This window comes from Nocardia sp. NBC_01388, assembly GCF_045040085.1.
In the GTDB taxonomy this organism is placed as follows: Bacteria; Actinomycetota; Actinomycetes; order Mycobacteriales; family Mycobacteriaceae; genus Nocardia.
Map to the genome: position 1 here is coordinate 3,027,246 of NZ_CP109553.1, position 24,565 is coordinate 3,051,810.

24 protein-coding genes and 3 pseudogenes are annotated in these 24,565 nt (G+C 66.1%); 11 read left to right on the forward strand and 16 right to left on the reverse strand.

From position 1 onward, the window contains the following. Positions 1-5 precede the first annotated feature (5 nt). The 4 genes from OG716_RS14760 to OG716_RS14775 all read right to left on the reverse strand — a co-directional run bounded on the left by OG716_RS14760 (position 6) and on the right by OG716_RS14775 (position 4,354). Positions 6-722, reverse strand: coding sequence for a response regulator transcription factor (locus OG716_RS14760; RefSeq protein WP_405138195.1), 717 nt, complete (start codon positions 720-722; stop codon positions 6-8). 51 nt (positions 723-773) lie between these two features. Further along, on the reverse strand, positions 774-2,273 hold the full coding sequence (locus OG716_RS14765; RefSeq protein WP_405138196.1) for a sensor histidine kinase: 1,500 nt from the start codon (positions 2,271-2,273) through the stop codon (positions 774-776). 146 nt (positions 2,274-2,419) lie between these two features. Further along, on the reverse strand, positions 2,420-3,946 hold the full coding sequence (locus OG716_RS14770; RefSeq protein ID WP_405138197.1) for a sensor histidine kinase: 1,527 nt from the start codon (positions 3,944-3,946) through the stop codon (positions 2,420-2,422). Between the two features lie 33 nt (positions 3,947-3,979). After that, entirely contained in the window at positions 3,980-4,354 is a 375-nt protein-coding gene (locus OG716_RS14775) for a DUF5995 family protein (protein WP_405138198.1), read from the reverse strand. A gap of 80 nt (positions 4,355-4,434) precedes the next feature. On the opposite strand from OG716_RS14775, the gene OG716_RS14780 reads away from it, so the two are divergent. The 3 genes from OG716_RS14780 (at position 4,435) to OG716_RS14790 (ending at position 8,897) form a co-directional block, all read left to right on the forward strand. Then, positions 4,435-5,028: a TetR/AcrR family transcriptional regulator gene (locus OG716_RS14780; protein WP_405138199.1), complete on the forward strand. Its 594-nt coding sequence runs from the start codon at positions 4,435-4,437 to the stop codon at positions 5,026-5,028. Between the two features lie 334 nt (positions 5,029-5,362). Continuing rightward, complete coding sequence (locus OG716_RS14785; RefSeq protein ID WP_405138200.1) at positions 5,363-7,984, forward strand: LuxR C-terminal-related transcriptional regulator; 2,622 nt, start codon at positions 5,363-5,365, stop codon at positions 7,982-7,984. 142 nt (positions 7,985-8,126) lie between these two features. Continuing rightward, positions 8,127-8,897 carry a helix-turn-helix domain-containing protein gene (locus OG716_RS14790; RefSeq protein WP_405138201.1) on the forward strand — a complete coding sequence of 257 codons (771 nt, stop codon included), beginning with the start codon at positions 8,127-8,129 and terminating at the stop codon, positions 8,895-8,897. 16 nt (positions 8,898-8,913) lie between these two features. Here the strand turns inward: OG716_RS14790 and OG716_RS14795 are convergent, their stop codons facing one another. From OG716_RS14795 to OG716_RS14810, 4 genes are read right to left on the reverse strand one after another with little or no spacing between them, the layout of a single operon-like run. Next, on the reverse strand, positions 8,914-9,963 hold the full coding sequence (locus OG716_RS14795; RefSeq protein WP_405138202.1) for an ABC transporter ATP-binding protein: 1,050 nt from the start codon (positions 9,961-9,963) through the stop codon (positions 8,914-8,916). Then, complete coding sequence (gene modB, locus OG716_RS14800) at positions 9,960-10,775, reverse strand: molybdate ABC transporter permease subunit (protein WP_405138203.1); 816 nt, start codon at positions 10,773-10,775, stop codon at positions 9,960-9,962. Before modB ends, OG716_RS14795 begins: the two co-directional genes overlap by 4 nt. Before the next feature lie 28 nt (positions 10,776-10,803). Beyond that, a complete protein-coding gene (modA, locus tag OG716_RS14805; protein ID WP_405138204.1) occupies positions 10,804-11,592 on the reverse strand; it encodes a molybdate ABC transporter substrate-binding protein in 789 nt (262 codons plus the stop codon). Positions 11,593-11,597: 5 nt separating this feature from the next. After that, positions 11,598-11,996: a TOBE domain-containing protein gene (locus tag OG716_RS14810; RefSeq protein ID WP_327146043.1), complete on the reverse strand. Its 399-nt coding sequence runs from the start codon at positions 11,994-11,996 to the stop codon at positions 11,598-11,600. A 333-nt stretch (positions 11,997-12,329) separates the two neighbouring features. Here OG716_RS14810 and OG716_RS14815 point away from each other — a divergent pair, with 333 nt between their 5' ends. From OG716_RS14815 to OG716_RS14830, 4 genes are all read left to right on the forward strand, one after another. Further along, positions 12,330-13,583: a nitric oxide synthase oxygenase gene (locus tag OG716_RS14815; RefSeq protein ID WP_405138205.1), complete on the forward strand. Its 1,254-nt coding sequence runs from the start codon at positions 12,330-12,332 to the stop codon at positions 13,581-13,583. 36 nt (positions 13,584-13,619) lie between these two features. Continuing rightward, a complete protein-coding gene (locus OG716_RS14820) occupies positions 13,620-14,456 on the forward strand; it encodes a class I SAM-dependent methyltransferase (protein ID WP_405138206.1) in 837 nt (278 codons plus the stop codon). Between the two features lie 156 nt (positions 14,457-14,612). Next, positions 14,613-15,629: an alpha/beta hydrolase family protein gene (locus OG716_RS14825; protein ID WP_355127510.1), complete on the forward strand. Its 1,017-nt coding sequence runs from the start codon at positions 14,613-14,615 to the stop codon at positions 15,627-15,629. A gap of 405 nt (positions 15,630-16,034) precedes the next feature. Beyond that, positions 16,035-16,472 carry a hypothetical protein gene (locus tag OG716_RS14830; protein WP_405138207.1) on the forward strand — a complete coding sequence of 146 codons (438 nt, stop codon included), beginning with the start codon at positions 16,035-16,037 and terminating at the stop codon, positions 16,470-16,472. A 56-nt stretch (positions 16,473-16,528) separates the two neighbouring features. Here OG716_RS14830 and OG716_RS14835 read toward each other — a convergent pair whose 3' ends face one another. Further along, positions 16,529-18,127 (reverse strand): FMN-binding glutamate synthase family protein, encoded by a 1,599-nt coding sequence (locus OG716_RS14835; protein WP_405138208.1) that lies wholly within the window; start codon positions 18,125-18,127, stop codon positions 16,529-16,531. Between OG716_RS14835 and OG716_RS14840 the strand changes: the two genes are divergently transcribed. Continuing rightward, on the forward strand, positions 18,128-18,346 hold the full coding sequence (locus tag OG716_RS14840) for a hypothetical protein (RefSeq protein ID WP_405138209.1): 219 nt from the start codon (positions 18,128-18,130) through the stop codon (positions 18,344-18,346). It abuts the gene before it with no gap. Between the two features lie 25 nt (positions 18,347-18,371). Here OG716_RS14840 and OG716_RS14845 read toward each other — a convergent pair whose 3' ends face one another. From OG716_RS14845 to OG716_RS14865, 5 genes and pseudogenes are all read right to left on the reverse strand, one after another. Then, entirely contained in the window at positions 18,372-19,352 is a 981-nt protein-coding gene (locus OG716_RS14845; RefSeq protein WP_405138210.1) for a glycine betaine ABC transporter substrate-binding protein, read from the reverse strand. Beyond that, on the reverse strand, positions 19,349-20,086 hold the full coding sequence (locus OG716_RS14850) for an ABC transporter permease (RefSeq protein WP_327146032.1): 738 nt from the start codon (positions 20,084-20,086) through the stop codon (positions 19,349-19,351). Before OG716_RS14850 ends, OG716_RS14845 begins: the two co-directional genes overlap by 4 nt. Then, positions 20,083-21,381 carry an ATP-binding cassette domain-containing protein gene (locus OG716_RS14855; protein WP_405138211.1) on the reverse strand — a complete coding sequence of 433 codons (1,299 nt, stop codon included), beginning with the start codon at positions 21,379-21,381 and terminating at the stop codon, positions 20,083-20,085. The genes OG716_RS14850 and OG716_RS14855 overlap by 4 nt, the downstream gene beginning before the upstream one ends. Next, complete coding sequence (locus OG716_RS14860; RefSeq protein ID WP_327146030.1) at positions 21,378-22,034, reverse strand: ABC transporter permease; 657 nt, start codon at positions 22,032-22,034, stop codon at positions 21,378-21,380. The genes OG716_RS14855 and OG716_RS14860 overlap by 4 nt, the downstream gene beginning before the upstream one ends. Positions 22,035-22,036: 2 nt before the next feature. Continuing rightward, positions 22,037-22,359 (reverse strand): annotated as a pseudogene (locus tag OG716_RS14865) (TauD/TfdA family dioxygenase); the annotation flags it as partial. 121 nt (positions 22,360-22,480) lie between these two features. Between OG716_RS14865 and OG716_RS14870 the strand changes: the two are divergent. Continuing rightward, on the forward strand, positions 22,481-22,690 hold the full coding sequence (locus OG716_RS14870; RefSeq protein WP_297614961.1) for a molybdopterin-binding protein: 210 nt from the start codon (positions 22,481-22,483) through the stop codon (positions 22,688-22,690). Between the two features lie 54 nt (positions 22,691-22,744). On the opposite strand, the gene OG716_RS14875 is transcribed toward OG716_RS14870, so the two are convergent. Beyond that, positions 22,745-23,023, reverse strand: a complete 279-nt coding sequence (locus OG716_RS14875) for an ATP-binding protein (RefSeq protein ID WP_405138212.1) — start codon at positions 23,021-23,023, stop codon at positions 22,745-22,747. Between the two features lie 349 nt (positions 23,024-23,372). Here OG716_RS14875 and OG716_RS14880 point away from each other — a divergent pair. Both OG716_RS14880 and OG716_RS14885 read left to right on the forward strand, forming a co-directional pair. After that, positions 23,373-23,753 (forward strand): annotated as a pseudogene (locus OG716_RS14880) (WhiB family transcriptional regulator); the annotation flags it as partial. Positions 23,754-23,897: 144 nt separating this feature from the next. Then, a pseudogene (locus OG716_RS14885) lies at positions 23,898-24,217 on the forward strand (alpha/beta hydrolase); the annotation flags it as partial. Between the two features lies 1 nt (position 24,218). Here OG716_RS14885 and OG716_RS14890 read toward each other — a convergent pair. Continuing rightward, positions 24,219-24,548 (reverse strand): cupin domain-containing protein, encoded by a 330-nt coding sequence (locus OG716_RS14890; RefSeq protein ID WP_355127703.1) that lies wholly within the window; start codon positions 24,546-24,548, stop codon positions 24,219-24,221. Between the last annotated feature and the right edge of the window lie 17 nt (positions 24,549-24,565).

The window sequence follows — 24,565 nt, forward strand, 5'->3', positions numbered from 1 at the left end:
CGGAATCAGGAGTTCGCGGTCGACCCGCGCAATGAATAGCCGACGCCCCGGACGGTATGGATCAGCGGCGGTCCCTGGGCGTCGATCTTGCGGCGCAGCTGGCTGACGAAGGTTTCGACGACTCGTTCGCCGCGGCCTTCCTCCGCCTCCCAGACACGATCGAGGATTTGGCGTTTGCTCACGACCTTGCCGACATTGAGCATGAGGTAGCGCAGCAGGTTGAACTCGGTGGCCGACAACCAGATCGATTCACCGGCCCGCCGGACGACATGGGACTCGGCATCGAGTTCCAGATCGGCGACGCGCAGGTGGCCGGAGGCCTCGGCGTCGGAGACGCGGCTGCGGCGCAGGATGGCCTGCAGGCGCAATACCACCTCTTCGAGGCTGAACGGTTTGGTGACGTAGTCGTCGCCACCGGCGGCGAGCCCGGCCAGGCGGTCCGCCACCGCGTCCCGGGCGGTCAGGAACAGCACCGGGATATCGCTGCCGCGATCGCGCAGTCGCTGTGCCACGGTGAATCCGTCGATATCGGGCAGCATGACATCGAGCACGATGATGTCCGGCCGATGCGCCGCGGCGGCGGCCAACGCGCCGCGGCCGCTATCGGCGGAATGCACCTCGAATCCGCTCAGGCGCAGGGCGGAACCGAGCAGGTCCAGGATGAAGGGCTCATCGTCGACTACGAGGACGGAGGCCTCGCCCGGTGCGGATCGGTCGGTCACGAAACCCACAATAGGCACAATCCGGGCATAGCGTGTGGCAACCTTGCCTGGTCACAGGGTGCGCGGCAGGGACACCGTGAAGGTGGCGCCCTCGCCCTGCACCGTATCGAGTGTCACCTGTCCCCCGTGCGCGAGCACGAGCGCCTGCACAATGGACAGGCCGAGTCCGGTTCCGCCGCTGGCCCGGGCCCGCGAGGCATCGGCGCGATAGAACCGTTCGAAGACCCGGGCCGCCGACTCCGGAGACAGTCCCGGCCCGCCGTCGACGACGTCGACCCGCACCTCATCGGGAAAAGGCGTGAGCCGCACCGTGATCCGCGCCTGCACCGGAGTGTGGGTCAGCGCATTGCCGACCAGATTGGTCAGCACCTGACGCAATCGGGTCTCATCGCCGATCACCTGCAGCGTGCCCTCGCCCGGCAGCACCTCCAGGCGGATCGAGCGGTCCGGCGCATCGGGAGCGGGCTTCTGTTTGGCGGCGATGGCCTGTGCGTTGTGCACGGTGTCACCGGCAATCAGCAACATATCCACCGGTTTTCGTGCCAGCGGGCGATTCGCGTCCACCCGCGCCAGCATGAGCAGGTCTTCCACCAGCAGCCCCATCCGGGACGCCTCGTTCTCGATTCTGGTGAGCACACCCGCCGCATCGGTGCTGGCGCCCTGCCGGTACAGCTCCGCGAAACCACGAATGGTGGTGAGCGGAGTCCGCAATTCGTGGCTGGCATCGGCGATGAAGCGGCGCATCTTGGCTTCCGAGCGCCGCGCGGCCTCCTCCGACGCCTCGGTCGCCGCCACTCCGTGCTGAATCTGGGCCAGCATCTCGTTGAGCGAACGGGCCAGATGATCGACCTCGGTATCGACGCCCCGCACCGGCACCCGCCGATGCAGATCGCCACCGGCAATGGCGGCCGCCGTCTCCTCCACCTGCCGAAGCGGTCGCAGGCCGCGCCGCACCACCAGATACCCGCCGCAGCCGAGCAGCAGCAAAGCCGTTGCGCCGGTGGCCAATTCAAAGTAGATCAGACCGGACACCGTTTGCAGGTTGTCCGCCAGCGAGACCCCGATCGTGGTCGAGCCGTACCTGTTGGTGACGGTCAGCACCCGCCATCGGGTTGTCGAACCATCGGTCGAGCCGACGGTCGCGGGGCTGCCGCCGGTGTGGCCCCTCAGATCGGGCGCTGAACCTTCATTACCGCCGGCCACCTCCGAATAGACCTGTCCGTCAGGGCCTTTGCGCAGTTCGAAGAAGCGGCGCGGCTGCTCACTGGGCAACCTGTCGGAATTCGGCGGCCGGGGCGCGTCGGCGGGCACCCAGACGGTGTGACCGTCATCGGTTTGAATCTGTTTCATCGCGCGCGGCTGGGCCCAGCTGCGCGCGGCATCGTTCAACTGCTCATCGGTGCGCGATGTCAGCGATCGTGACAGCGCCGAGGTCAATGCCACACCGGACACCATGAGGACCAGCGCGGCCAGCCCCACCATCGCGACCACCAGGCCGATGCGCAGCGGGACCGACGACACCCGCCGCCCCAGCGACTCCCGCAGCTTCACTTCCGGCTCGGCCGCAGTTCACGCGGCCCGCAGCCGAGTCGTCGCACCTGCGGGATTCGGTTCATCATGCAGCTCATGGTTCCCGTACCAACCCACTTCATACTTAAACTGAGCTGGGGGTTTCCTGTGAACAACGCAGGAAACCGTCAGGCAGGCGGGCCGGGCGGGCCCGAGACAAAGTCACCGAGGGCGAAATAGACCCGGAAGACCGTCCCGCCATCGCGCTCACCGAGCAATTGGATCCGGGCGCCGTGTGCGGCGACGATGGCTGCCACGATAGCCAGCCCCAATCCGGAACCTCCTGCGCGGGAACGTGATTCATCGACTCGATAGAAGCGGTCGAAGATGTGCGGCGCCTTCTCCGCCGGAATCCCCGGGCCGTCGTCTCGCACCTCTATCACCGCGAATTCGGCGGAATCGGCAAGAATTCCACCGGATTCCGCGAGTACGCTCGCACTCGCGGGAGCACTCACCCGGTCGACAGTGACGTCGATCGCGGCGGTAGCGGGAGTGTGCGTGAGGCAATTGCCCACCAGGTTGGTCAGCACTTGGCGCAGTCGATACTCATCGGCTTCGATCCGCATCGGATCTTCCGGAAGATGCAGCCGCACAATGCGTTCGGGCTGGCGCGTGACGGCGTCCTGCACCACATCACGGGCCACCGCCGACAGATCGATATCGGCCAGCACCAGCGGGCGTTCCTCGTCGAGCCGGGCCAGCAGCAGCAGATCGTCGACGAGCAGACCCATGCGAACGGCCTCGCTCTCGATGCGGCCCATCATGCGCTCCAGTTCGGCCGGTGTTCCGGCGCCGCCGTGGCGGTACAGCTCGGCATAACCGCGAATGGAGGTCAGGGGTGTGCGCAGCTCGTGCGAGGCGTCCGCGATGAACAGGCGCATCCGCTCCTCGGACTCCTCCAGCCGGCGCAGTGTCGAGGACAGGCGGGCCAGCATCACATTGAACGCCGTCCCCAGCCGTCCGGTCTCGGTGTGCGAATCGGTCTGTGCCACACGGCGATCGAGATCACCACCGGCGATCGCCTGCGCGGTGTGCTCGATGCGGGTCAGGGGCATCAACCCCACCCGGACCATCCAGGCCGCGACAACGCCCAGCAGTACGAGCACGCCGATCCCACCCGCGAGCTCGATCGAGCGCAATTGCCGTCCGGTCGCGTGATAGGTGTCCAGCGACATGGCGACCGCGACGGTCCCGCCGCCCGGCTCGGTCCGGCTCGGCACCTGAACATTGGTGCGCACCCGCCACTGCACCGCCCCGTCCACATCCGGCACGGTGAAGGGCTCACTTCCCCGCGACCGGACCGATGCGGCATCCATCGCCGGCAGCGCGGGCGGTGCGACGCCGTCACCGATCAATCCCGTCGACTCGCCCGATTTATCGAAGAAGAACACCCGGAACGGCGAGGGCAGATCGGAATCGGCCGCATCGGAGACATCCGCGGGCGGTGGCGGCGGCCGGTTCGACGAGGACAAATCAATGGCCACCGCATCGATCTGCGCATCGATCCGGGCCAGCTCGGAGCGGCCGAGCAGACTCACACTGAGCACGCCGAACACGATCAACCCGATAGCGGTCATCACCAGCATGGTCACCAGCAGCCGCGCCCGCAGAGTCCATCGGCGCCGCAGCCGCGCCGCAGCCGTGCGTCCGTTCACGAATCAAACAATAGGCACAGCCGTGACAGGCCCTCAGCCAGCCGGGCAGTGCGACCGGTGCGGTCCGGGGTCGGTGCGGGCGAACGGCCGCAGGATGATGTCTCCGAGCAGATTGGACAGGTTGTCGATCTGCTGCTCGACCGCCTGTTTCGCCTCGGAAGTCGGCGCGAGCAGCAACTGCTCGGCGCCGCGCCAGGCGTATTCGCGCCAGATCTGAATGGTCTGGCCGAAGGCGATCGCGGTGAGCGGCTCGGCCTGGTACGGGGCGCGCATTGCCGGATCCGCGTCACCGTAGAGCGCCGCGAGCGCCTGGACCGCGCCCTGCTCCGCCTCGGCGCGTAGCTCGTTGATCTTCTCGTGGGTGTTCGGGGTGTCGTTCTGAAGGAGTGCGCCGGATTTCGTCAACACGGCCCACTGGAATAAAACGAAGCCGTATCGTCTCGCAATAGGGTGGGCACCGAGACACCGCGACAGAAGGGAACCAGCCGATGACCGATGCGAGCGAGCAGCGCGCGGGTCGCAAACGCGATCCGCAGCGCGACCTGGATCTCATCAGAGCCGCCCAGGAATTGCTCGCCGAGGTCGGCTACGACAAGGTGACCATCGAAGCGGTCGCGGCACGTATCGGAGCCGGTAAGGCTACGGTCTATCGCCGCTGGAAAACCAAGTGCGAGTTGATGATCGACGCCATCAGAGCATTCGAGTGGAATGTCGCCGCGCCGGACACCGGGGCCCTGCGCGAGGACCTCTTCGCGCTCGCCGGGTTCTTCATGGAGCGAAATCCGCTGCGCGACGGCGTGATGGCGGGCATGGCCACCGCCATGGCCCGCGACGCGACCATCCGGCACGCGGTCAATCAGGTCGTCGACCAGAGCAGGCACGAGGCCTTCACCACGATCCTCGGCAATGCCCATGCGCGCGGCGAGATCTCTCGCGCCGATGACTGGGAGAATGTCCGAGATATCCTCCCCGCCATGATGTTCTATCGAGTCGCCATCCAGAATCGGCCGGTGGACGACGGATTCGTGGGTGAGGTCATCGATGACCTCACGATCCCCCTGTTGACCCGCAAGCAGCCCTGACCGCGGCAATCGGTTTTCGATCGCCGCGACCAGCGTTTTGTCACGCATCACCCGGCAGGGGTGATCTCCGTGAAGCTGCTCACTGTGGTCGGCCTGCTCCGAAGGCCGCACCCGTGACTCGGCCATCAGGTCTTGCTCGTTTGTTCACACGTTCACGCAGGGGAACGGCCGTGACCAGCGAGAACCAAGCAGATTTCACAACCGGACCTGTTGTCCAAGAGTTTGCCGGAACGGGCTACGCTAAATCCCCGCACCTGGTCCGAGGCACTGTTTCCATGCGGTAACTTCTTAATTGAAGTGTCGATTAGTCAGTTTGAACGGTGAAGGAGGCGCGGTGCGCACGCCGCAACAATCTGTGCCGCTGGCTGCCGTGCATGGGGTGGTCAGGTCACCGGCCGGTCCGCGCCTGACCATCCGGCCCATCGATCGACCCGCCTTGCGCGACCGGATCGATATCGCCGTCTCGGACCCGAATACCCGTGTGCTGATGATTTGCGCACCGGCCGGTAGCGGCAAAACCATCCTGCTGACCGATTGGATGCGCCGGCACGTCGGCGGCGCCGAGTCGGCCTGGCTGTCAGTGAGCCGGGCGAGCACGCAGGCGCAGCTGCTGTGGAGCACACTGCGCACACAACTGGCCGTCCCCGAGGCTCCGCATCCGGGCAATGCCGCACCGCTCGCGGAGGCGGTCCAACTCCTGGACGCCGTCAGCGCGCGCTCGACACCCGTTGTCCTGGTGATCGACGATGCCCATCTGCTCACCGACCCGGTCGCACTGGCCGGCCTCGAGTATTTCCTGACCCATGCGCCGGACACCGTCACCGCGCTCGTGGCGGGCCGCTTCGATCCCCCGGTGCGCTGGCACAATTTCGAGCTCGCCGGACAACTCACCCGCATGCCCGCCGGACTGCTGGTCATGTCACCCGAGCAGGTGGCGCAGCTGTGCCGTCAGCACCTCCCCTCGCTCACCGGCGACGAACTGCGCACCATCGCGAACCTGACACGCGGATGGCCTGCGCTGGTACGCATTTCGGCCATTCATCTCGCGAGCCACAGCCGGAATCGGGTCGCCGCGCTGACGGCGCTCGCGCGGCCGTCCCAGGCCGTCTCCGATTTCCTGATGCGCGAACTCATCGAGACCTTGTCGCCGGAGCTGCGATTGTTCTTGACCTACACCAGCATTCCCGATTCCTTCACCGAGCAGCTCGCCGATGAACTGACCGGCGGCGGCGCCGCACATCGCATGTACGAACTCGATCGCATCAATTTCCCGCTCACGCATGCATTGCGCGGGGACGAACTCTGGTTCAGCTACCACCCGATGCTGCGCTCGTATCTGCGCACCGAAGCCCATCGGCTCGGTATCGAGACGCGGCGCGATCTGCATGTCCGGACCGCGACCTGGTTGCGGCATGCCGATCAGCCGCTCGCGGCGCTGCCGCATCTGCTGGCGGGCCCGGGCGAAACCCATTTGCAGCGCTTCCTCATCGATGCCGCCCTCGAGCTGGTGCTGGAGGGCCGCGGCTGCGGTTTGTTCGCCGCACTGCACAGTCTGCGGCCGGACCTCGCGGACGACCCGTACATCTGGCTGCTGTGCGCGGTGAACGCGCTGCTGTACGGCGATGCGGCCGATGCGCTTCCGCTCCTGGAGGTGGCGCGGACGCGGCAGGCGACCCGGGTGTCGTTCGTCCCGGCATCGTGGATCGAGCTGCTGACCGCTGCCACCGCCGCCGGCGCGGCGGTGATGGCCGGGACCGCGGTGGACGACACCACGATGCGGGAGCCGATGCAGAGCACCGGCAATGCCGATATCGATTGCTACGCAACCAATCAGCTCGCCATGGCGACCTTCGTCCGAGGCGATATCGCCCGCGCTGCGGAGCTGCTGCATTCGGCGCTCGCGGTCGCCGAGCACTCCGGGCGCGCGCGTCTGGCGGTGCAGGCGGTCACCCGGCTGGCGACCGCGGCCGGCCTCGCGGGTGAGATCACCGCCATGCGGGAGCGGGCCGATCGGGCGCTGTCCCTTGCCGCCGAACATGCCGTGCCCGGCAACCCGGACACCACACTGTCGCTCACCATGTCCGCTCTGGCCGCCTACCTGCAGGGCGAGTGGCCCGATCCCGCGCAGGTGCGCGCGGCCCTGACCGTGCATTCGAGGCAGGACGGCTCATCGGTTCCGGCGGCGGGCTGGCATGCCCACGTCGTGGGCCAGCTGCTCACCTTCGAGAGCGCGGCGGATAAATCCGCGGCCGCCGATACCCTGCGCTACAGCATGCTCGAGCTGCTCGACAAGCAGGCGGTGCCGACGATGAGCAGCGGCCTCGTTCCCCCCGTGGTGTGGGCGCTACTGCGGGTGCACGAACCGCGCACGGCGCGACTGCTCGTCGAGCACGCGCGGCGGACACTCGGCGATACCCCTGATATCGCGATCGCCCGCGCCGCGCTCGCCAATGCGGCGAACAGTCCGGCGACCACCAGCGCCCTGGTCCGTCCGCTCATCGAGAAGTCCGAGACCATTCACCCCACCAATGCGATATTCGCCTGGCTGCTCTATGCGGTATCGCATCCCGAGCAGCCGCTGAAGGCGCGCGAGGGGATGGCGAACGCACTGCGAATCGCGGCACGCGACAAACTGGTGCGGCCATTTCTCGATGTGCCCCAGGCGATTCGGCTGCTCGATGCGCTCGCGGGGCAATTGGGCCGCCACGATGTCTTCGCCGACTTCGTCCGCCGGCATCCCAAGGCGCAGCGCCGCACCGAGCATCCGGCGCTGACCACCACCGAGGTGACCGTGCTGCGCCTGCTGCCGTCCGGCCGCACGACCCAGCACATTGCCGATGATCTGGGAGTTTCGATCAATACCGTGAAGACCCATTTGCGCGGTATCTATACGAAGCTGGGCGCGAATACCCGGGTCGATGCTCTCGATCGTGCCCGGCGTACCGGTTTGATCTGAGCATTCCAGCGCGTTTTTCACCCGATACGGGTGAGGTCCTGTCCCACTGTTCCGGAAATACTGAGCTCAGGTTGTGGTGCGCTCCCCGAGCGCGGCCGGGCTGGGGGAACACCACTATCCACCACTATGCTCGGAGGCGACTTTGCTTCATTGCCCTCAGCCGCCCCGGCTCGGCGACACCCTGCGGCGTCTGCGTGAAAACCGGCGAATCTCCCGGGAGTCGCTCGCGTTCGCCAGCGGTGTGAGCGCCAGTTATCTGTCGCATCTCGAACGCGGCCACCGCGACAACCCCGGTCGGGCGGTGCTCATCGCCCTGCTCAAATCCCTCGATCGGGTCGATACGCTGACCGATGCCGAACGACGGCACTGCCTGGACCTGGCCGGCGTCGGCATCGATTCCGTCCCCACCGTCGCCGAATTGCGCGAGACCATCACCGGCGATATCCGCCGTACCCTCGCGCTCTGCGAGCCGCGGATCGCCTGTTACTTCGATATCCGCCTCAATGTGCTGGCGTGCAACGAAGCATTCACCAAGGCGTTCAGGGGAATTGCGGAAGAGGGCAATTTCCTGCGGTGGTACCTGAGCAATGCGCTGGCGAAACAGATTGTCGCGGACTGGAACGGCATGCTCACCCATATCGTGGGCTGGCTGCGCGGGGCCGCCGGCAGCCTGCGATCGGACGGCGACTTCGCCGAATTGCTTTCCGGCCTGGCCACTTTCACAGAATTCCGCGACGCCTGGGCGGCCGCGAACCCCGTGTATTCCGACGGCCCGACCAGGGTGCACCTGCACGAGGCGAGCACCGGCGCGAAATACGCGGTCGACATCCAGGGCTTCCGCATGGATCACACCCGCTTCCCCGGGTGGATCTGGTATCTGCAAACCACTCCGCCGCAAGGCCTTCCGGCCTGATCCGAACGCCGGGTCCTCAGGCCGGGTAGGTGTGGATCTCCGTGGCTTTGACCGCGGCCCACAACCGCAGGCCCGGCTGCAGCCGGAGGTCGGCTACCGCGGCCGGGGTGATGTCGGCCAGGACCGGGGGTGCGCCGTCGAGTTGCACGCGGGTCGTATTGCCGTGCTGCTCGAAGCCCACGACAGTGACCGGCCAAACATTGCGCGCACTGCCGGCGGGCTGTTCCAGGTGCAGACCGACCGCCGTGGGCGGGAAGGCCACAAATACCCGCCCAGCCGCAGGTTCGGTGCCGGTGAGGGTGCCGCCGCTGTCGATCGCCACCACCGCGCCGTCGGCGGTGCCGCGAAACAGGTTGAGCCCGACCAGATTCGCGACATAGTCCGATCGCGGCCGGCGCGCGATCTCGACCGGCGTGCCCTCCTGGACGATGGCGCCGTCCTCGAGAATGATGAGCCGATCGGCCAGCACCATGGCGTCCAGGGGATCGTGCGTCACCAGCACCGTATGCCCGGCATAGTCCCGCAGATGCCGGGCCAGATCGGCGCGCACCTGCATTCGGGTGCTCGCGTCCAGGGCCGCGAGGGGTTCATCGAGCAGCAGCAGTTGCGGTTCGGTGGCCAGGGCACGAGCCAGCGCGACCCGCTGCGCCTGTCCGCCGGACAGCGAGCGGGGCGTCGACTTCGCGTGGTCGTGCAGGCCGACGCGGTCGAGCCAGGTACTCGCGCGGGCGCGGGCCGCGGCCCGGCGCATACCGCGGGCGCGCAGTCCGAACGCCACATTCTCCACTGCCGAAAGGTGTTGGAACAGCAGGTAATCCTGGAATACCACACCGACCTCACGTCGTTCGGCGGGAACGAACACCGCCGGTGGCGCATCCCAGACCGCGTCACCCAGCGTGATCTCGCCACCGGTGAGCGGGGTGAGCCCGGACAGAGTGCGCAGCGCGGTGGTCTTACCGGCGCCATTGGGCCCGAGCAGTGCGATCACCTCACCGGATGCGGAGGTGATGCTGAGGTCCAGCCGGAATTGTGGCCGGTCGAAACGCAATTGGGCGTGCAGCGTCATACCGGTCCTCGCATCCAGCGCTCCCGCAGCGAGACCAGGACGCCCACCGAGACGACGAGCAGCACCAGGCTGAGCACGATCGCCGCATCGGGATCGGTTTCGAGCGCGAGATATACCGCCAGCGGCATGGTTGTCGTCTTGCCCGGAAAATTGCCCGCGAAGGTGATGGTCGCGCCGAATTCGCCCAGTGCCCGCGCCCAGCACAGCACCGCTCCGGCGACCACGCCGGGCAGTACCGAGGGCAGTGTGACCCTCCGGAAGGTGTACCAGGGGGAAGCGCCGAGGGTGGCGGCCGCGTCCTCGTAGCGCGTATCCGCCGCTCGCAGTGCGCCTTCCACGGAGATCACCAGAAACGGCATGGCCACGAATGCCTCCGCCACCACCACACCGGCCGTGGTGAACGGCAGCGCCACACCGAACCAGTCATAGGTGTACTGCCCGACCAGTCCGCGACGGCCGAGCACCAGCAGCAGGGCCACACCGCCGACGACGGGTGGCAGCACCAGCGGCACCGTGACCAGCGCGCGAATCAACCCGCGTCCGGGCAATTGCGCCCGAGCCAGCAGCCAGGCCAGCGGAATACCGAGCACCAGGCAGATGACCGTCGCCAGGGTCGCGCAGATGAGCGAAAGCCGCAGGGCCTGACCGACTTCCGCACTGAAGAGCCGCTCGGGCAGGGTCCGCCAGGGTGCGCGGACCAGGAGGCCGAGCAGCGGCACCAGCAGGAAGGCCAGCGCGCACACGGCGGGCAATACCAGGATGACCGGTCGTCGTCCCCGTACTGCCCGCCGTCGTGCCGAGGCTCCGCTCACCGGCGTCCCTCGGCGGTGGTCACGACTCTCACGGGGTGTCGAATCCGGCGGCGGCGAAGACCTTCTTGGCCTGATCGCCCTTGATGAAATCGACGAAGGCCGCAGCCCCGGCGGCATTGGGCGCCTTGGCCAGCGGCGCGATCGGGTAGGTATTGATCGCCTTGGCCGACTCCGGGAAGTCGATGCCCTGCACCTTGTCACCGGCGGCCTGCACATCGGTGCGGTAGACCAGCGCGGCATCCACCTCATCGAGGGTCACCTTGGTGAGCGCCGCTTTCACGTCCTGCTCACGGGTGACGGGCTGCGGCGTGATGCCCGCGATCTGGAAGACCTGCGTGGCCGCGGCGCCACACGGCACCTGCTCGGCGCACAGCGCGGTGCGCGAGCCGGCCTTGCCGAAGTCGGCGAGTCCGGTGATGTGGCCCGGATTACCCTTGGGCACAGCGATTTCCAAGCGGTTGCTGACGAAGGTCGCCTGCGGGGCGGTGATCTCACCGGTGTCCACGACCTGCTTCATATTCGCCGGAGCCGCCGAGGCGAAGACGTCCGCGGGCGCGCCCTGGTTGATCTGCTGGGCCAGCGCCGAGCTGCCGCCATAGCTGAAGACGACCTTCACGCCCGGATGCGCCGCCTCGAAATCGTGGCCGAGCTGGTTGAAGGTATCGGTCAGCGACGCGGCCGCGAAGACCGTGACCGTGCCGGAGATCCGGCCGTCGGCGGCGGGCTTGCTCGAATTGTCATCGGAGCCGCATCCGACCAGACCGGCTGTCACGGTGAGCGCTGCGGCAGTCAGCGCGAGCGCGCGAATTGTCTTCATCCTCATCAACTTTCTGGTATCTCGACCACAACATGGGTGGATTTGACCGAGGCGACAGCGATGCTGCCCACCTCCAGCCCGAGTTCGTCGACCGATTCCCGGCTCAGCAGCGATACCAGGCGGAACGGCCCGGCCTGCATCTCGACCTGCGCCATGACCGTGTCCTTGACGATGCGGGTCACGATGCCGCGCATCCGGTTGCGCGCCGAGACCGCCACCGTGGGGCCCGGAACGTGCGGGTCGGAGGAGCTGCGCAGGATTTCGGCGAGATCCGCACCGCGCACACCCTTGCGGCCGCTGTCCAGGCGGACCTCGGCCAGCCGTCCCTGCTCGATCCAGCGGCGCACGGTGTCGTCGCTGACGCCCAGCAGCGCCGCCGCCTCACTGATCCGCAAATTCGTCACGATAGGGATCATATTGCCGTATGCGCGGAACACAAGCCGCCTCCGCACCGAAAGTGCCGGCATTTCTGGCCACCACCGGTTCGATGACTCGCACATACGCGCGAAGCGCTCATCGGCGCCGAACCGAGGATGCGGTTGATCTATTCGAGGTTGCCGGCAACCGGCTGGCGGTGTTGATCAGCGTTCCCGAACCAGTTTCCTGTTCTTGTGGGCGATTTCGAGCAAACACCGGGCGTGATCGTGCGATATTTGTGCACGGGAAGGGGGGATGTGAAGAGGACTGCCACACCAACGGGGGCAGCCACTGGCACAACCCACGGAGGCAACAACTCAATGATGATCCCCACTGCGGTTACGGACCCCCGGCTTGTCGACGAGGTCAATCCCGGGTGCCCCTACCGCAACTCACCAGCTCATCAGGTGCTCGACATTCGCGCGGCCGCTGCCGAGGACCGTGAAGCGGACTGCGCGCGGTTCTTCGCGCTGCCCGAACTGGCGCATCTGCCCGCCCAGCGCGGGGACATCGCGCTGCGGCAGCTGCGCAGGACCGGGTCGTACCACCACACGCTCGAGGAACTGGGCATCGGTACGAAGCTGGCGTGGCGCAATCACGACCGGTGCGTGGGCCGAAGACAGTGGCGCGCTTTGGAAGTCGTCGATGCGCGCGATGCGGGCTCGGCCGCCGAGCTGGCCGGCGCGTGCCTGGAACATCTGCGCCGCGCCACCAATGGCGGCGCGGTCCGTTCGGTGATCACGGTCGGCCCGCCCGCCGATGCGCAGGGGCGCGGCTTCCGAATCCTGAACTCCCAGTTCATCCGCTACGCGGGATACCGGGTCGGAGACGGGGTCGTCGGCGATCCGGCCAATGTCGAATTGACCGACCTCGCCCGGGAACACGGCTGGCGCGCGCCGGGTGGGCGATTCGATGTGCTGCCCCTGCTGATTCACACTCCCGACGGCACCATCGAGCGCTTCGATGTGCCGCCCGAGTTCGTCCTCGAAGTGCCGATGCGGCATCCGGAGTTCACCTGGTTCGCCGACCTCGGACTCAAATGGCATGCTGTACCGGCTGTTTCGAATATGGACCTGGAAATCGGCGGCCTCACCTACGCGTGTGCGCCGTTCAACGGCTGGTACGTCTCCTCGGAGATCGGCCGCAATCTCGGCGACAGCGACCGCTACGACATGCTCCCCGCCATCGCCGACGCGATGGGCCTGGACCGCAGCACCGAGCGCACCCTCTGGCGCGATCAGGCCCTGGTGGAACTGAGCCGAGCGATCCTGCACAGCTACCGGCAGTCGCGCGTGCATCTGGTCGATCACCACACCGTGGCCCGCCAGTTCCTCGACCACGTCGACCGCGAGCGCATTGCCGGCCGCTCCTGCCCGACGGACTGGACCTGGATCAACCCCCCGCTCTCGGCCAGCCTCACCCCCACCTTCCACCGCTCCTTCGATCCCCCGGACCCACACATCCGGCCCGCCTTCGTCCGCCGGGGCGCCACTCGGCCCGGCCCGGACCCCGAAGCGCCGGGCGATGCGCCGACCTCGCTGTGGCGCACCATCTTTCGGTCAAGACGCAGTTGATCGCGCGTTCCTTGCCCGGATAACACATTTCGTGGCGTGCGCGGACCCGGTAGCGTCGTGGCCGTGTGGAACATCGGGGATTCGAAGGATCGGACAGCGGAGCAGGACGAAATTCATGTGCGGCGGGCGACCTCGTTCGGCGCCGAGGCCGCCGCGTACGCGGAGCATCGACCGGACTATCCCGCCGCCGGCATTCGGTGGGCGCTGGCGCCGCTCGGCGGGAAAGAGTCGCCGGTGGTACTCGATCTGGGTGCCGGTACCGGCAAGCTCACGCAGGGGCTGATCGCGGCCGGGGCCCAGGTGATCGCCGTCGAACCCGACGATGGGATGCGCGCCGAACTGGTGCGGCGTTTCCCCGGCGTGAAGGCGATTGACGGTGCGGCAGAAGCGATTCCGCTGCCGGATGGCTCCGTCGACGCGGTGGTCGCCGGACAGGCGCTGCACTGGTTCGATCTGCCGCGTGCCTTTCCGGAGATCGCGCGCGTGCTGCGCGCGGACGGTGTGCTCGCCGCATTCTGGAATATCGAGGACGACCGGGTCGAGTGGGTCGCGGGGCTGAAGCAGGTCTCCCGCTCCGGCGCCTCGCTCCCGCCGCCGGACAAGAACAGCGCGCTGCCCGCGCATGCGCTGTTCACGGATTTCGAGCAATCCGACTTCGCGCATGCGCACCGGCGGACCGCCGAATCCCTGACTGCCACCATAGGTACGTATTCGCATACGGTCGTCATTCCCGGTGCGCAGCGCGCCGCACTGCTCGATCGGATCCGCGCCTATCTGCACAGCAGGCCGGAGACCGCGGACGGCGAGTTCGACGTCCCCATTCGGACAAAGACGATCCGCGCGGTCAAACGCGCGGCCGATTCCGACCTGTAGCCGGTCACCACACCCCTCGCCGATTGCACCAAACCGGAGACGGTGGCAGCACGAACCTCCTTGTGTGCCGTCCAGGACGCTGGCGGTTATCCAGGCATGCTGCAGCGCCGCTCCGACATTGGCGACAACGGGAGGATCCGCTTGAGAACACGGCGATTGACACGTACGGCAGCACTACGCTGGGTGCTCGGCGGCACGCTGGCCGCGGCGAGCCTGGCCGGCACCGTGAGCCCCGCGACCGCGGAGCCCGGGGCGGCTCGAGTCGTCTCGGTCGAGGACGTGAACGACCGGCAGCAGAATGTCATGGTCTATTCGCCCGCCATGGACAGGCCGATCCGGATACAGGTCATTCGCGCCGCGGACCGGGCGGCGGCGCACCCGACCATGTATCTGCTCAACGGCTCCGGCGGTGGCCCGAATCAGAGTGGCTGGGATGCGCAAACCGATGTCGTGAGTTTCCTGCGCGGCAAAGACGTCAATGTCGTGACGCCGTACGGTGGCAGCGATTCCTACTACACCGACTGGATACGCGACGACGCCGTCCTGGGCCACAACAGGTGGCAGACCTTCCTCAACGAGGAGTTGCCGCCCGCGATCGAAGGGTTCCTGGGCGCCAATGGGAATCGCACGCTGGTAGGCGTTTCCATGAGCGGCACCTCGGTGCTGAACCTGGCCATCGCCAAACCCGGATTCTGGAACAGTGTGGCGTCCTACAGCGGCTGCGCGCAGACCTCCGATCCCGTCGGGCACGAATTCGTCCGGCTCACGGTGGAGAACTGGGGTGGCGGGCAGAGCGTCGAGAACATGTGGGGCCCCGCCGATGGGCCGCTGTGGCGCGCCAACGACCCACTGGTGAATGCCGATCGGTTGCGCGGGACCGCCATCTATCTGAGTGCGGGTAGCGGCATCCCGGCGGCCCCGCACGACAGCCCGGCCGACCCCCGAGTTCAGGACGGCCGCATTCCGCTTCCGGTGCAGATCGCCTTCGGCGGGCCGATCGAAGCAGCCATCCACTACTGCACAGTGAACCTGACCAACCGGCTGCACGAGCTGAATATCCCGGTGACAGTGGATGATCAGCCGGTCGGCACCCACTCCTGGGGCTATTGGGAAGACGAATTGAAGCGCTCCTGGCCATTCCTGGCGACAACGGTCGGCGCCGAAGTCAACTGACGCCGGGCTTGTCCGTCAGCACACAGGGCGCACTGATTCCGACCGGCAATACGCCGCAGGGATGACGCCGAATGAGCAATGCGAGCGATATTCGCACCGTATTGCGCGATGCTAACGTCCTGACCATGCCCTCTTCGACGCTGGACTCGAATTCTGTTGAGCGAAGCCGTGTTCCAGCACAAGGCGACTGGACACCACTGAGCAGAATCGGATTCCGGTTGCTGTTCACGATCGGCGGTTCCGTGCTGGTCGTATTCGTGTACGGCAATTTCGTGGCCCTGAACGGACTATTCCAGCCGTTCAGGGCCGCTCTCGCGCAGGTCGGAAGCGTGCTGATGCGCGGGCGCGGGGTAGCCATGGATGCGACCGACAGCGGAGATACTCTGGGAGATTGGTGCAGTTCTGATGGCAACCCTCGCCGTCATCGCCGTCATCGATATCCATTCACCACGCTCACCCCTCGACGGCGAATGGCAGGCGATGTCGTTCACCATCGACGGCACCCCGGCGGCAATGACCGCACAGGACCCGAACCCCTGGGCAAACGTAGCAATCACCGACCGCCCGGACTCCCAGAGCTTCATCACCCAAACCCCCTCCGGCGCAACCACCACATGGGCCCTGGATCTGCGAGACCACACCCTCCTCATCCGCCGGCACCTCTCGAACTCCCCCACCGCACTCCGGTACCACTGGAACCCCGGCGATTCCCTCGTCCTCTCCGGCACCATCGCCAACCACCAGATCGAAGGCCACTACCAGCGTCGCCCCATGGGCCGAGCAGACTCCACCTTCCGCCTCGTACAACCCGGTCCAGACCCGGACCGACCGAGAACATCGTGACCGCCTTCGAACTGGCGGCCTGGCACCTGGCAGACCACCACAGCTCGCGGGCGTGCTCAGACCACCACAGCTCGCGGGCGGAAGGAATCCGCGTCGGCCGCCGCCCAGTCACCGGCCCAAGTGGCCGGCGGCTCCTTCACCAACTGCTCCGGAGCAAGCCATTCGTAGAGTTCGGCGAATGAGCGTTGTTCGGTGGGAGACACCTTCTTCCGGAGCAGTTGCGGGGTGAGCTCGTGGAGGTCGGACACTCCCATGGAGGCGATGATCTGTACGGCCTGGGCGACGGTGGCCTGGTGGTACTTGAATACGCGCTCGCTCTTGTCCGGCACATCGAGGGCACGGGCGCGCCGGGGATCCTGGGTGGCGACGCCGACCGGGCACTCATTGGTGTGGCAGCGCTGAGCCTGGATGCAACCGATCGCCATCATCATGGCGCGGGCCGCGCTGGTGAAATCCGCGCCCTGGATGAGGCGTTTGACAATGTCGTTGCCGACGGCCACCTTACCGCTCGCACCGATTTTGATCTTATCGCGCAGCCCGGCCCCGACGAGCGCATTGTGCACGATCATCAGCCCATCGGTGAGCGGTAGCCCGACGTGATCCTCGTATTCCAAAGGCGCTGCGGCAGTGCCGCCTTCGGCCCCGTCGACAATAATGAAGTCGGGCGCGGTGCCCTCGGCGATCATGGCCTTGCAGATGGCCAGCACCTCGATCCGGGAGCCGACACACAGCTTGAAACCGATCGGCTTGCCGTCCGAGAGTTCTCGCAGCTGCGCGACGAACCGAATGAGCTCACGCGGTGTCGAGAAGGCGGAATGCGCGGACGGGCTGATGCATTTCTCATGTACCGGAACGCCTCTGAACTCCGCGATCTCCGCGGTGACCTTCGCCGCGGGAAGCACACCGCCGATCCCGGGCTTCGCGCCCTGGCTGAGTTTGATCGACACCGCCTTGATCTGCTCGTGCGCGACCTGCTCGCGGAAGCGCACCGGATCGAAACGCCCCGCACTGGTGCGGGTGCCGAAATAGCCGGATCCGATCTCCCACACCAGATCTCCGCCGCCTTCGAGATGATAGGGCGTCAATCCGCCCTCCCCGGTATCGTGCGCGAAACCGCCCAGCGCCGCACCCCGATTCAAGGCCCGCAGTGCATTGGCCGACAGCGCGCCGAAGCTCATGGCCGAAACATTCAGCAGCGATATGGAATACGGCCGCGTGCAATCGGGGCCGCCGATCAGCACCCGCGGCGACTCGGCGGGCTCCGGAACCGGTGCGATCGAGTGCACCAGATACTCGTAGCCGACCTCCTCGATATCCCGTTCGGTGCCGAAGGACAACTCACCGTGAATCCCCTTGGCTCGCTCATAGATCATGGTGCGGGTATCACGATCGTAGGGCCGACCATCGAAGTTGCGTTCGATGAAGTACTGCTGCAGTTCCGGCCGCAGGCTCTCCAGCAGAAACCGCATATGCCCCAGCACCGGATAGTTCCGAAGTATCGAGTGCCGCTTCTGAACGACGTCGTACACCCCGACCGCGAGTAGCGCCGCCAATATGGCCACCAGCACCCACCACGCCCACGAGCCGATGGAGGCGGCCACTCCGACCGCAATGGTGGCCGTCGCCAGGAAACCGATCAAGAAGAACCGCAGCATGTGGCGTTCTTACCCCACCAGCGGCGGTTCACGCTCATCGGCGGCTGTGGACACGCTCCGAATCCGCGTAATCGTGTCGGCCACCGGAGAGACAATGGCTCGATCGAAACCGCCTTCGTCAAAGGCTGGCACATCGACTCGATCACCGAGACCGTCATCGACATCCTCATGGACCCGCCCACGCTGCAGGCGTGGCTGGTCGCGATGACCCGCGCGTAGCCGCGCGGGCCGCCGCGAATCCTGTTTACTCGACCAGCTTTTCGCTCTTCAGCCAGTCGTAGGCGACGTCGGAGGGGTCCTGCCCGTCGATATCGACACGACCGTTGAGTTCCTGCATGAGCTGATCGGTGAGGCGCTCGGAGATCGTGCCGAGCAGCGTTCGCAGCTGCGGGTAGCGGTCGATGACGGCTCCGCGCACCACCGCCGTACCGCTGTAGGGCAGGAAGAACTTCTTGTCATCGCCGAGGACGGTCAAATCCAGATTCTTGACCCGGCCGTCGGTGGTGTAGACCATCCCGAAATTGCACGGGGCGCTCTTGGCCGTCGCCGGGTAGATGACCCCGGCGTCCATGCGCGTGACATTGCCGGCCGGAACGCCGTTCGGATCGTTGTAGGGGATCCCGTACTTCTTCAGCATCGGAATGAAACCGTCCGAGCGACTGAAGAATTCGTCATCGACGCAGAAGGTCCGCTCCGGAACCGGAAGCGCCGCCACATCGGAGAGCGACTTCACCCTCAAGCGGGTGGCGGTCGGTGTCGAGGCCGCGAAGGCGTACGTGTCATTGAAATTGGAGGGCGGCAGCCACTCCAGATCGTGGTCCTTCTTCTCGATATCGTGGACCCGCTGCCAGAGTTCCTTCGGGTCCGCGATCGTCTCGGTCTCATTGTGGTAATTGACCCACCCGGTGCCGGTGTACTCCCAGAGAATATCGGCGTCGCCATTGAGCTGAGCCTGCCGCGACGATGCCGAACCGGGCGCACCGGTCAGATCCTTCACGTCCGCGCCCGCCGCGGACAGGTAGGTGGCGGTGATCTTGCCCAGCAGTACGCCCTCGGTGAAGCTCTTCGAGGTGACGACCAGCTTCGCACCGTCCAGCGGCTGGGCACCGCCCGGCAGCCGCGCATGGTGGAACGTTCCCGAGGAGCTCACCAGACCGCACCCCGCGAGCATCGTCACGGCGAGCACCGACACCACGGTGAGCAGCCGGGCTCGTGGCGACCTCATGCGATACCCCGTGGGGTCGCGGCCAATTCGACGATTCTGCCGAGCCAGTCGATGATCAGGGCCAGCAGCCCGACCAGGATCGCGCCGGAGACGAGCAGCCTGGGCAGGAACAGCGTGACGCCCGTGGTGATCAGCGTGCCCAGACTCGTCGCGCCGATGAAGGTGCTCAGCGTCGCGGTGCCGACCAGAATCACCAGGGCGGTGCGCACACCGTTCAGGATCACCGGCACCGCCAGCGGCAATTCGACCTGGAACAGCGTCCGGGCGGCCGAGAAGCCGATACCGCGCGACGCCTCGATCGTGCGCTGATCCACCTGCCGCAGCCCGACAATGGTGTTCTGCAGAATCGGCAGGATCGCGTAGATGACCAAACCGATGACCGCCGTGCGGAATCCGGTGCCGAGCCAGAAGGTGAACAGGACGAGCAGCCCGACCGCGGGCGCCGCCTGGCCGATATTGGCGACATTGACGGCAATGGGTTCGAGCCTCGTCAATGCGGGCCGAGTCAGCGCTATGCCCAGCGGAATCGCGATGACCACCACGATCAGCGTGGCCACCACGGTCAGCTTGATGTGCTCGAAGATGGTGTGCTGCAGGTTGGCCCATCCGAGCGAGGCCTGCTCCGTCGGTGTGAAGGTCGTCGACCGATACCAGAGGAAGTAGCCGATGCCGATGACAAGAATGATGATCGGCTCGAACCACACGTCGATCGGGGTGCGGCGCAGGCGGTTCACGACTGCTCGTCCGATCCGAGTTCATCGGCTCCCGGTTCGTCGGCGGCCGCGATCACCGGGGTGGGCGCGGGATCGGTGCCGTCGACATAGGTCGCGTACGACAGGTCCTCCTCGGCGGCATGCCCTTCGGCGAGTTTGGTCTGGATGACCTCCGTCACCGACCCGATATTGAGCGAGCCGACCACCGCGCCACGACCGTCGGTGACCAGCGTGGCGCCCTGGCTGGCGGCGAGCATGGCATCGAGTGCGTCATTGAGGGTCGAAGACCGTGCGACCACCGGCAATCGGCGATCGAGGTAGTCCGACACTTCGGGTTTGCTCGCGACCTCGGTGAGCGACGGCCATGACCGCGGCCGCCCGGCCGAGTCGACGACCACGACCCAGGTGTGCCCGGCGGCCTTCGCGCGGGCGATCACGCTCTGGGACGGCTCGCCGATGCGCGCGGTGGTCACGGCATCACAATCGACATCTCGCACCCGGGACACGGTGAGATACGCCAGCTTCGCACCGGATCCGACAAACTCCTCCACGAACGGTGTGGCCGGATCGGTGAGAATCTCCTCCGGCGCCGCATACTGCTCGATGTGACCGCCCTCGGACAGGATGAGGACCTTATCGCCGAGCTTGGTGGCCTCCTCGAAATCGTGCGTAACGATCACGACGGTCTTGCCGAGTTCGTGCTGGATCGCAATCAGGCTGTCCTGCAATCGAACCCGCGTGATCGGATCGACGGCGCCGAACGGCTCGTCCATGAGCAGGACCGGCGGATCGGCCGCGAGGGCGCGGGCCACGCCGACTCGCTGCTGCTGTCCGCCGGACATATCCTTCGGCAGCCGATCGGCGAAGGTGCCGGGGTCCAGACCCACCAGATCGAGCAGATATTCGGTGCGCTCGGCAATCCGCTTCTTGTCCCAGCCGAGCACCCGCGGAATGGCGCCGATGTTCTTGGCGACCGACCAGTGCGGGAACAGGCCACCGGATTGGATGACATAGCCGATCGATTGACGCAGCTTGTCCGGATCCTCCCTGGTGACATCGCGGCCGTCGATGAAGATCCGGCCCTCGGTCGGCTCGATCAAGCGATTGATCATCTTCAGCGTGGTTGTCTTACCGCACCCGGACGGTCCGACAAACGCGACGATCTGCCCGGCCTCGATCTCGAGATCCAGGCTCTCGACCGCGGGCTTGTCCTGGCCCCGGTAGCGCTTGACGACGGAGTCCAGCTTGATGGACGCACCGGTCACATTGCGCTCCGGCGTGCCCGGAGCGGTCCGGCTGGTCACAGCATCGGTCATGACAGTCCCTTTGCGATGGTGAGGCGGCCGAGCAGGACGAGGAGCGCGTCGAATACCAGCGCGATGAAGACGATGAGAAGGGTTCCCGTGAGCGCCATTTCGAGGGCATTCGCACCGCCGAGCCGGGACAGGCCATTGAAAATCAGGGATCCGAGGCCCGGTCCGAGGACATACGCGACGATGGCCGCGACGCCGACGATCATCTGTGTGGAGACCCGAATGCCGGTGAGAATCACCGGCCAGGCAATCGGCAATTCGACGGTCAGCAGAATGCGCCAGCGCGAAAAGCCGATGCCCTGCGCGGATTCGATGACCGAGGCCGGAACCGAGCGCAATCCCACGATCGCATTACCGATGACCGGCAGCGCGGCGAAGAACGCCAGCATGACAAACGACGGAACCACACCCAGTCCGAACGGAACCAGCAGGAGCGCCAGCAGGGCGAGCGAGGGAATGGTCAGCGCGACCCGGCTCGATGTCAGCGTCAGTGCCGACAGCAGTGGGAGCCGGTAGACCGCCACGGCAATGAGGACCGCGACCACGGTCCCGACCAGCACCGTCTGAAATGCCAGGGACGCATGCTGATACGTGAGGAACGCCAGAAATCCTTCCCGCCCTCGGATATAGCTCCATAAGTCCACGGGGATTCCCATCGTCAGCCGAGTCCGGTCGGTACTTGTCTGCGCGAGCCGTAAAAGCCTATTCGCTGGGGTGCGCTCGGCTCTGCAAAGGCGCGCGGGGCATCCGGGCGGAGTGCGGGGTTATGCCGCTCCCCGCAGACGATCGAATAGGACTCGACGCTATCGGCGATGACCGTGCTCGGGCCGCCGTCGATGCCGACGGGAATCTCACCGGCCAGCGTGATGAGGGTCAGCCGGCGGTGTCGGCGCCGTCGTAATCGTCGACGGTGTAGTGCTGGGTGGCGTGGTTGTCCCAGATGGCGACATCACCCAGCGACCAGTTCCAGCGCGCGGTGTGCTAGAGCCGGGCCGCGACGAGCATTAGAGTCACGCAGATCTAAACAAGCAACTGTCCGGCAACACCCTTCGCACGCTCCGCATCCCACCGATCGGACACCGCGCTGCCTACACTCGCCGGCATGCGACTGAGCACCCGCAATCAACTCGACGGCACCGTCACCTCGATCACGCGCGGCGAGGCAATGGCTGTCGTGAAGATCCGGCTCAATGGTGGCGATGAGATCACCTCGTCGATTACCCGGGATGCCGTTGACGATCTCGGGCTGGCCGACGGGACTCCCGTCAAGGTTCTGATCAAGTCGACCGAAGTCACGCTCGGTATCGAATAACCGAATCGAATAACCGATACGACCCCGGCCACCGCGTGGCCGGGGTCGATCCATTCATGCGGACCGGCGGTTGCCGCGAGGCTGTTCGGGCGAGGGGTACTCCGCCACCTGCCCGACCAATTCGTGCAGGCCCGAGACGTCCGGATCGCCGTGCCCGCCCCGGCACCGCATAACCTTGAAATCGTCGGCCTGCCGCGCCGCGTACCCGAGCAGTGCGGTTTTACCGGTACCCGAATCACCCCGGACCACAGCAGCGGAACCGCTTCCCGCGCGCGCCGATTCGAGCAACTGGTCGATTCGCGACGTCTCCACACGACTGCCGAACAATGCCATCTCGAACAAACCTTCCACAGGGAGGTGTTATGCGAGCACTGGTTCAATACCGCGTAAGGCCAATTGCGGCCACTCTAACGCCAATAGCCGGACGCGCCGCCGAACCAGGTAGTTGAAGCGGGTCGACAGCAATGAGCATCGCCAGACGGTGGAGGTAGTACGGCAAGACTACGGATTGTCGAATCGGATCTCCAGGTAGGCGGCATCGATGCGGTCCAGCAGCGGCTGGGCGATTCCGCGCAGGGCGGTATCGAGCGGCAGGCCCACCCCGGACCCCGGCTCCGCTGATCGCGCTCCAGAAAAGCTAGCGATTGCTGAATGGTAACTATCAATGTATGTTCGTCGCATCATGCGGCTCATTGCACTTGGCAACAGCGCTTTTCGGAGTTGCCGCAGATGTTCCGGGGGGACCGACCTGGAGGCAGCACCAATTTCAAAGGCTCTGACGACACACGACACGTTGACCGAAGGCGTTGAGATGAAGCAGCAACCGATTATTGCGCGATCACTGTTCAATCTGGACGAGCCCGGCCCCCAGAGCTGGCGGGAACAAGCACTGTGCGCGCAAACCGATCCGGACGCATTCTTTCCCGAGGTGGGAGGCTCCGGCCGAACAGGCAAACGCATATGCGAGGGCTGCGAGGTGCGTAAGCAGTGCCTGGACTACGCACTGGCACATGACCAGCGCTTCGGCATCTGGGGCGGTATGACGGAGGCCGAGCGCCGCCGCTACTCGCAGCAACGCCGGGTCGGGGCCTCGACGGCTCCGCATATCGCGCCCGAGCCGCCGCTCGTCCGGGCGGATCAGGAGCATCGGGCGCCGCGCTGACGGGGCGCGCAAAGCGACAGCAAACCTTAGCTGTGATCCATCGGGGTCAAGCAGGACAAATTCCACGAGAGCTTCTGCCAGGACCTCTCGACCGAAGAAGCACTGGTCATGGCCGTCACGCAGAAGGCTCCCCTGGCAACCACCTTCGGCGACCATGTCACCGCGCCCGCCTGGAAGGCGAAGCCGACCTGGTACCAGGTCTCGGCCGCCGATCGAATGATCAACCCCGACAACGAACGTCGCATGGCCAAGCGGATGAACCCGCCGCAAGGTCATCGAACTGGACGCCCGGCCACGCCTCCCTGGCTTCTCAGCCCGGCCCGGTGACCGACCTCATCGACGAGGCGGCAACCGAACTGTCGTGACTCACCCCTCCGGGTAGAACACGAACAACGTACAGCCGGTGGCGGATTGCGGGATATGCGACGAACCGGCCGGAGCATGAATGAAGGATCCGGCCGGGTAATCGCGGAACCCATCATTGAAGACACCGGAAACGACGAACACCTCCTCCGGCCCCGGCTCGTGCAGGTCGATCCCCTGCCAGCGGGTACCGGGATCCATCTCCAGCACATGCGCCTTGGCGCCATTCACGCCGGTCCACAGCGGCCGCGCCCGGATACCCGGAAACACCTCCCGCACCGGCACATCCGCCGAGTCGACCCATTCGTATCCGGGAAATTCACTGATCTCCATACCGCCCGCAACCACCG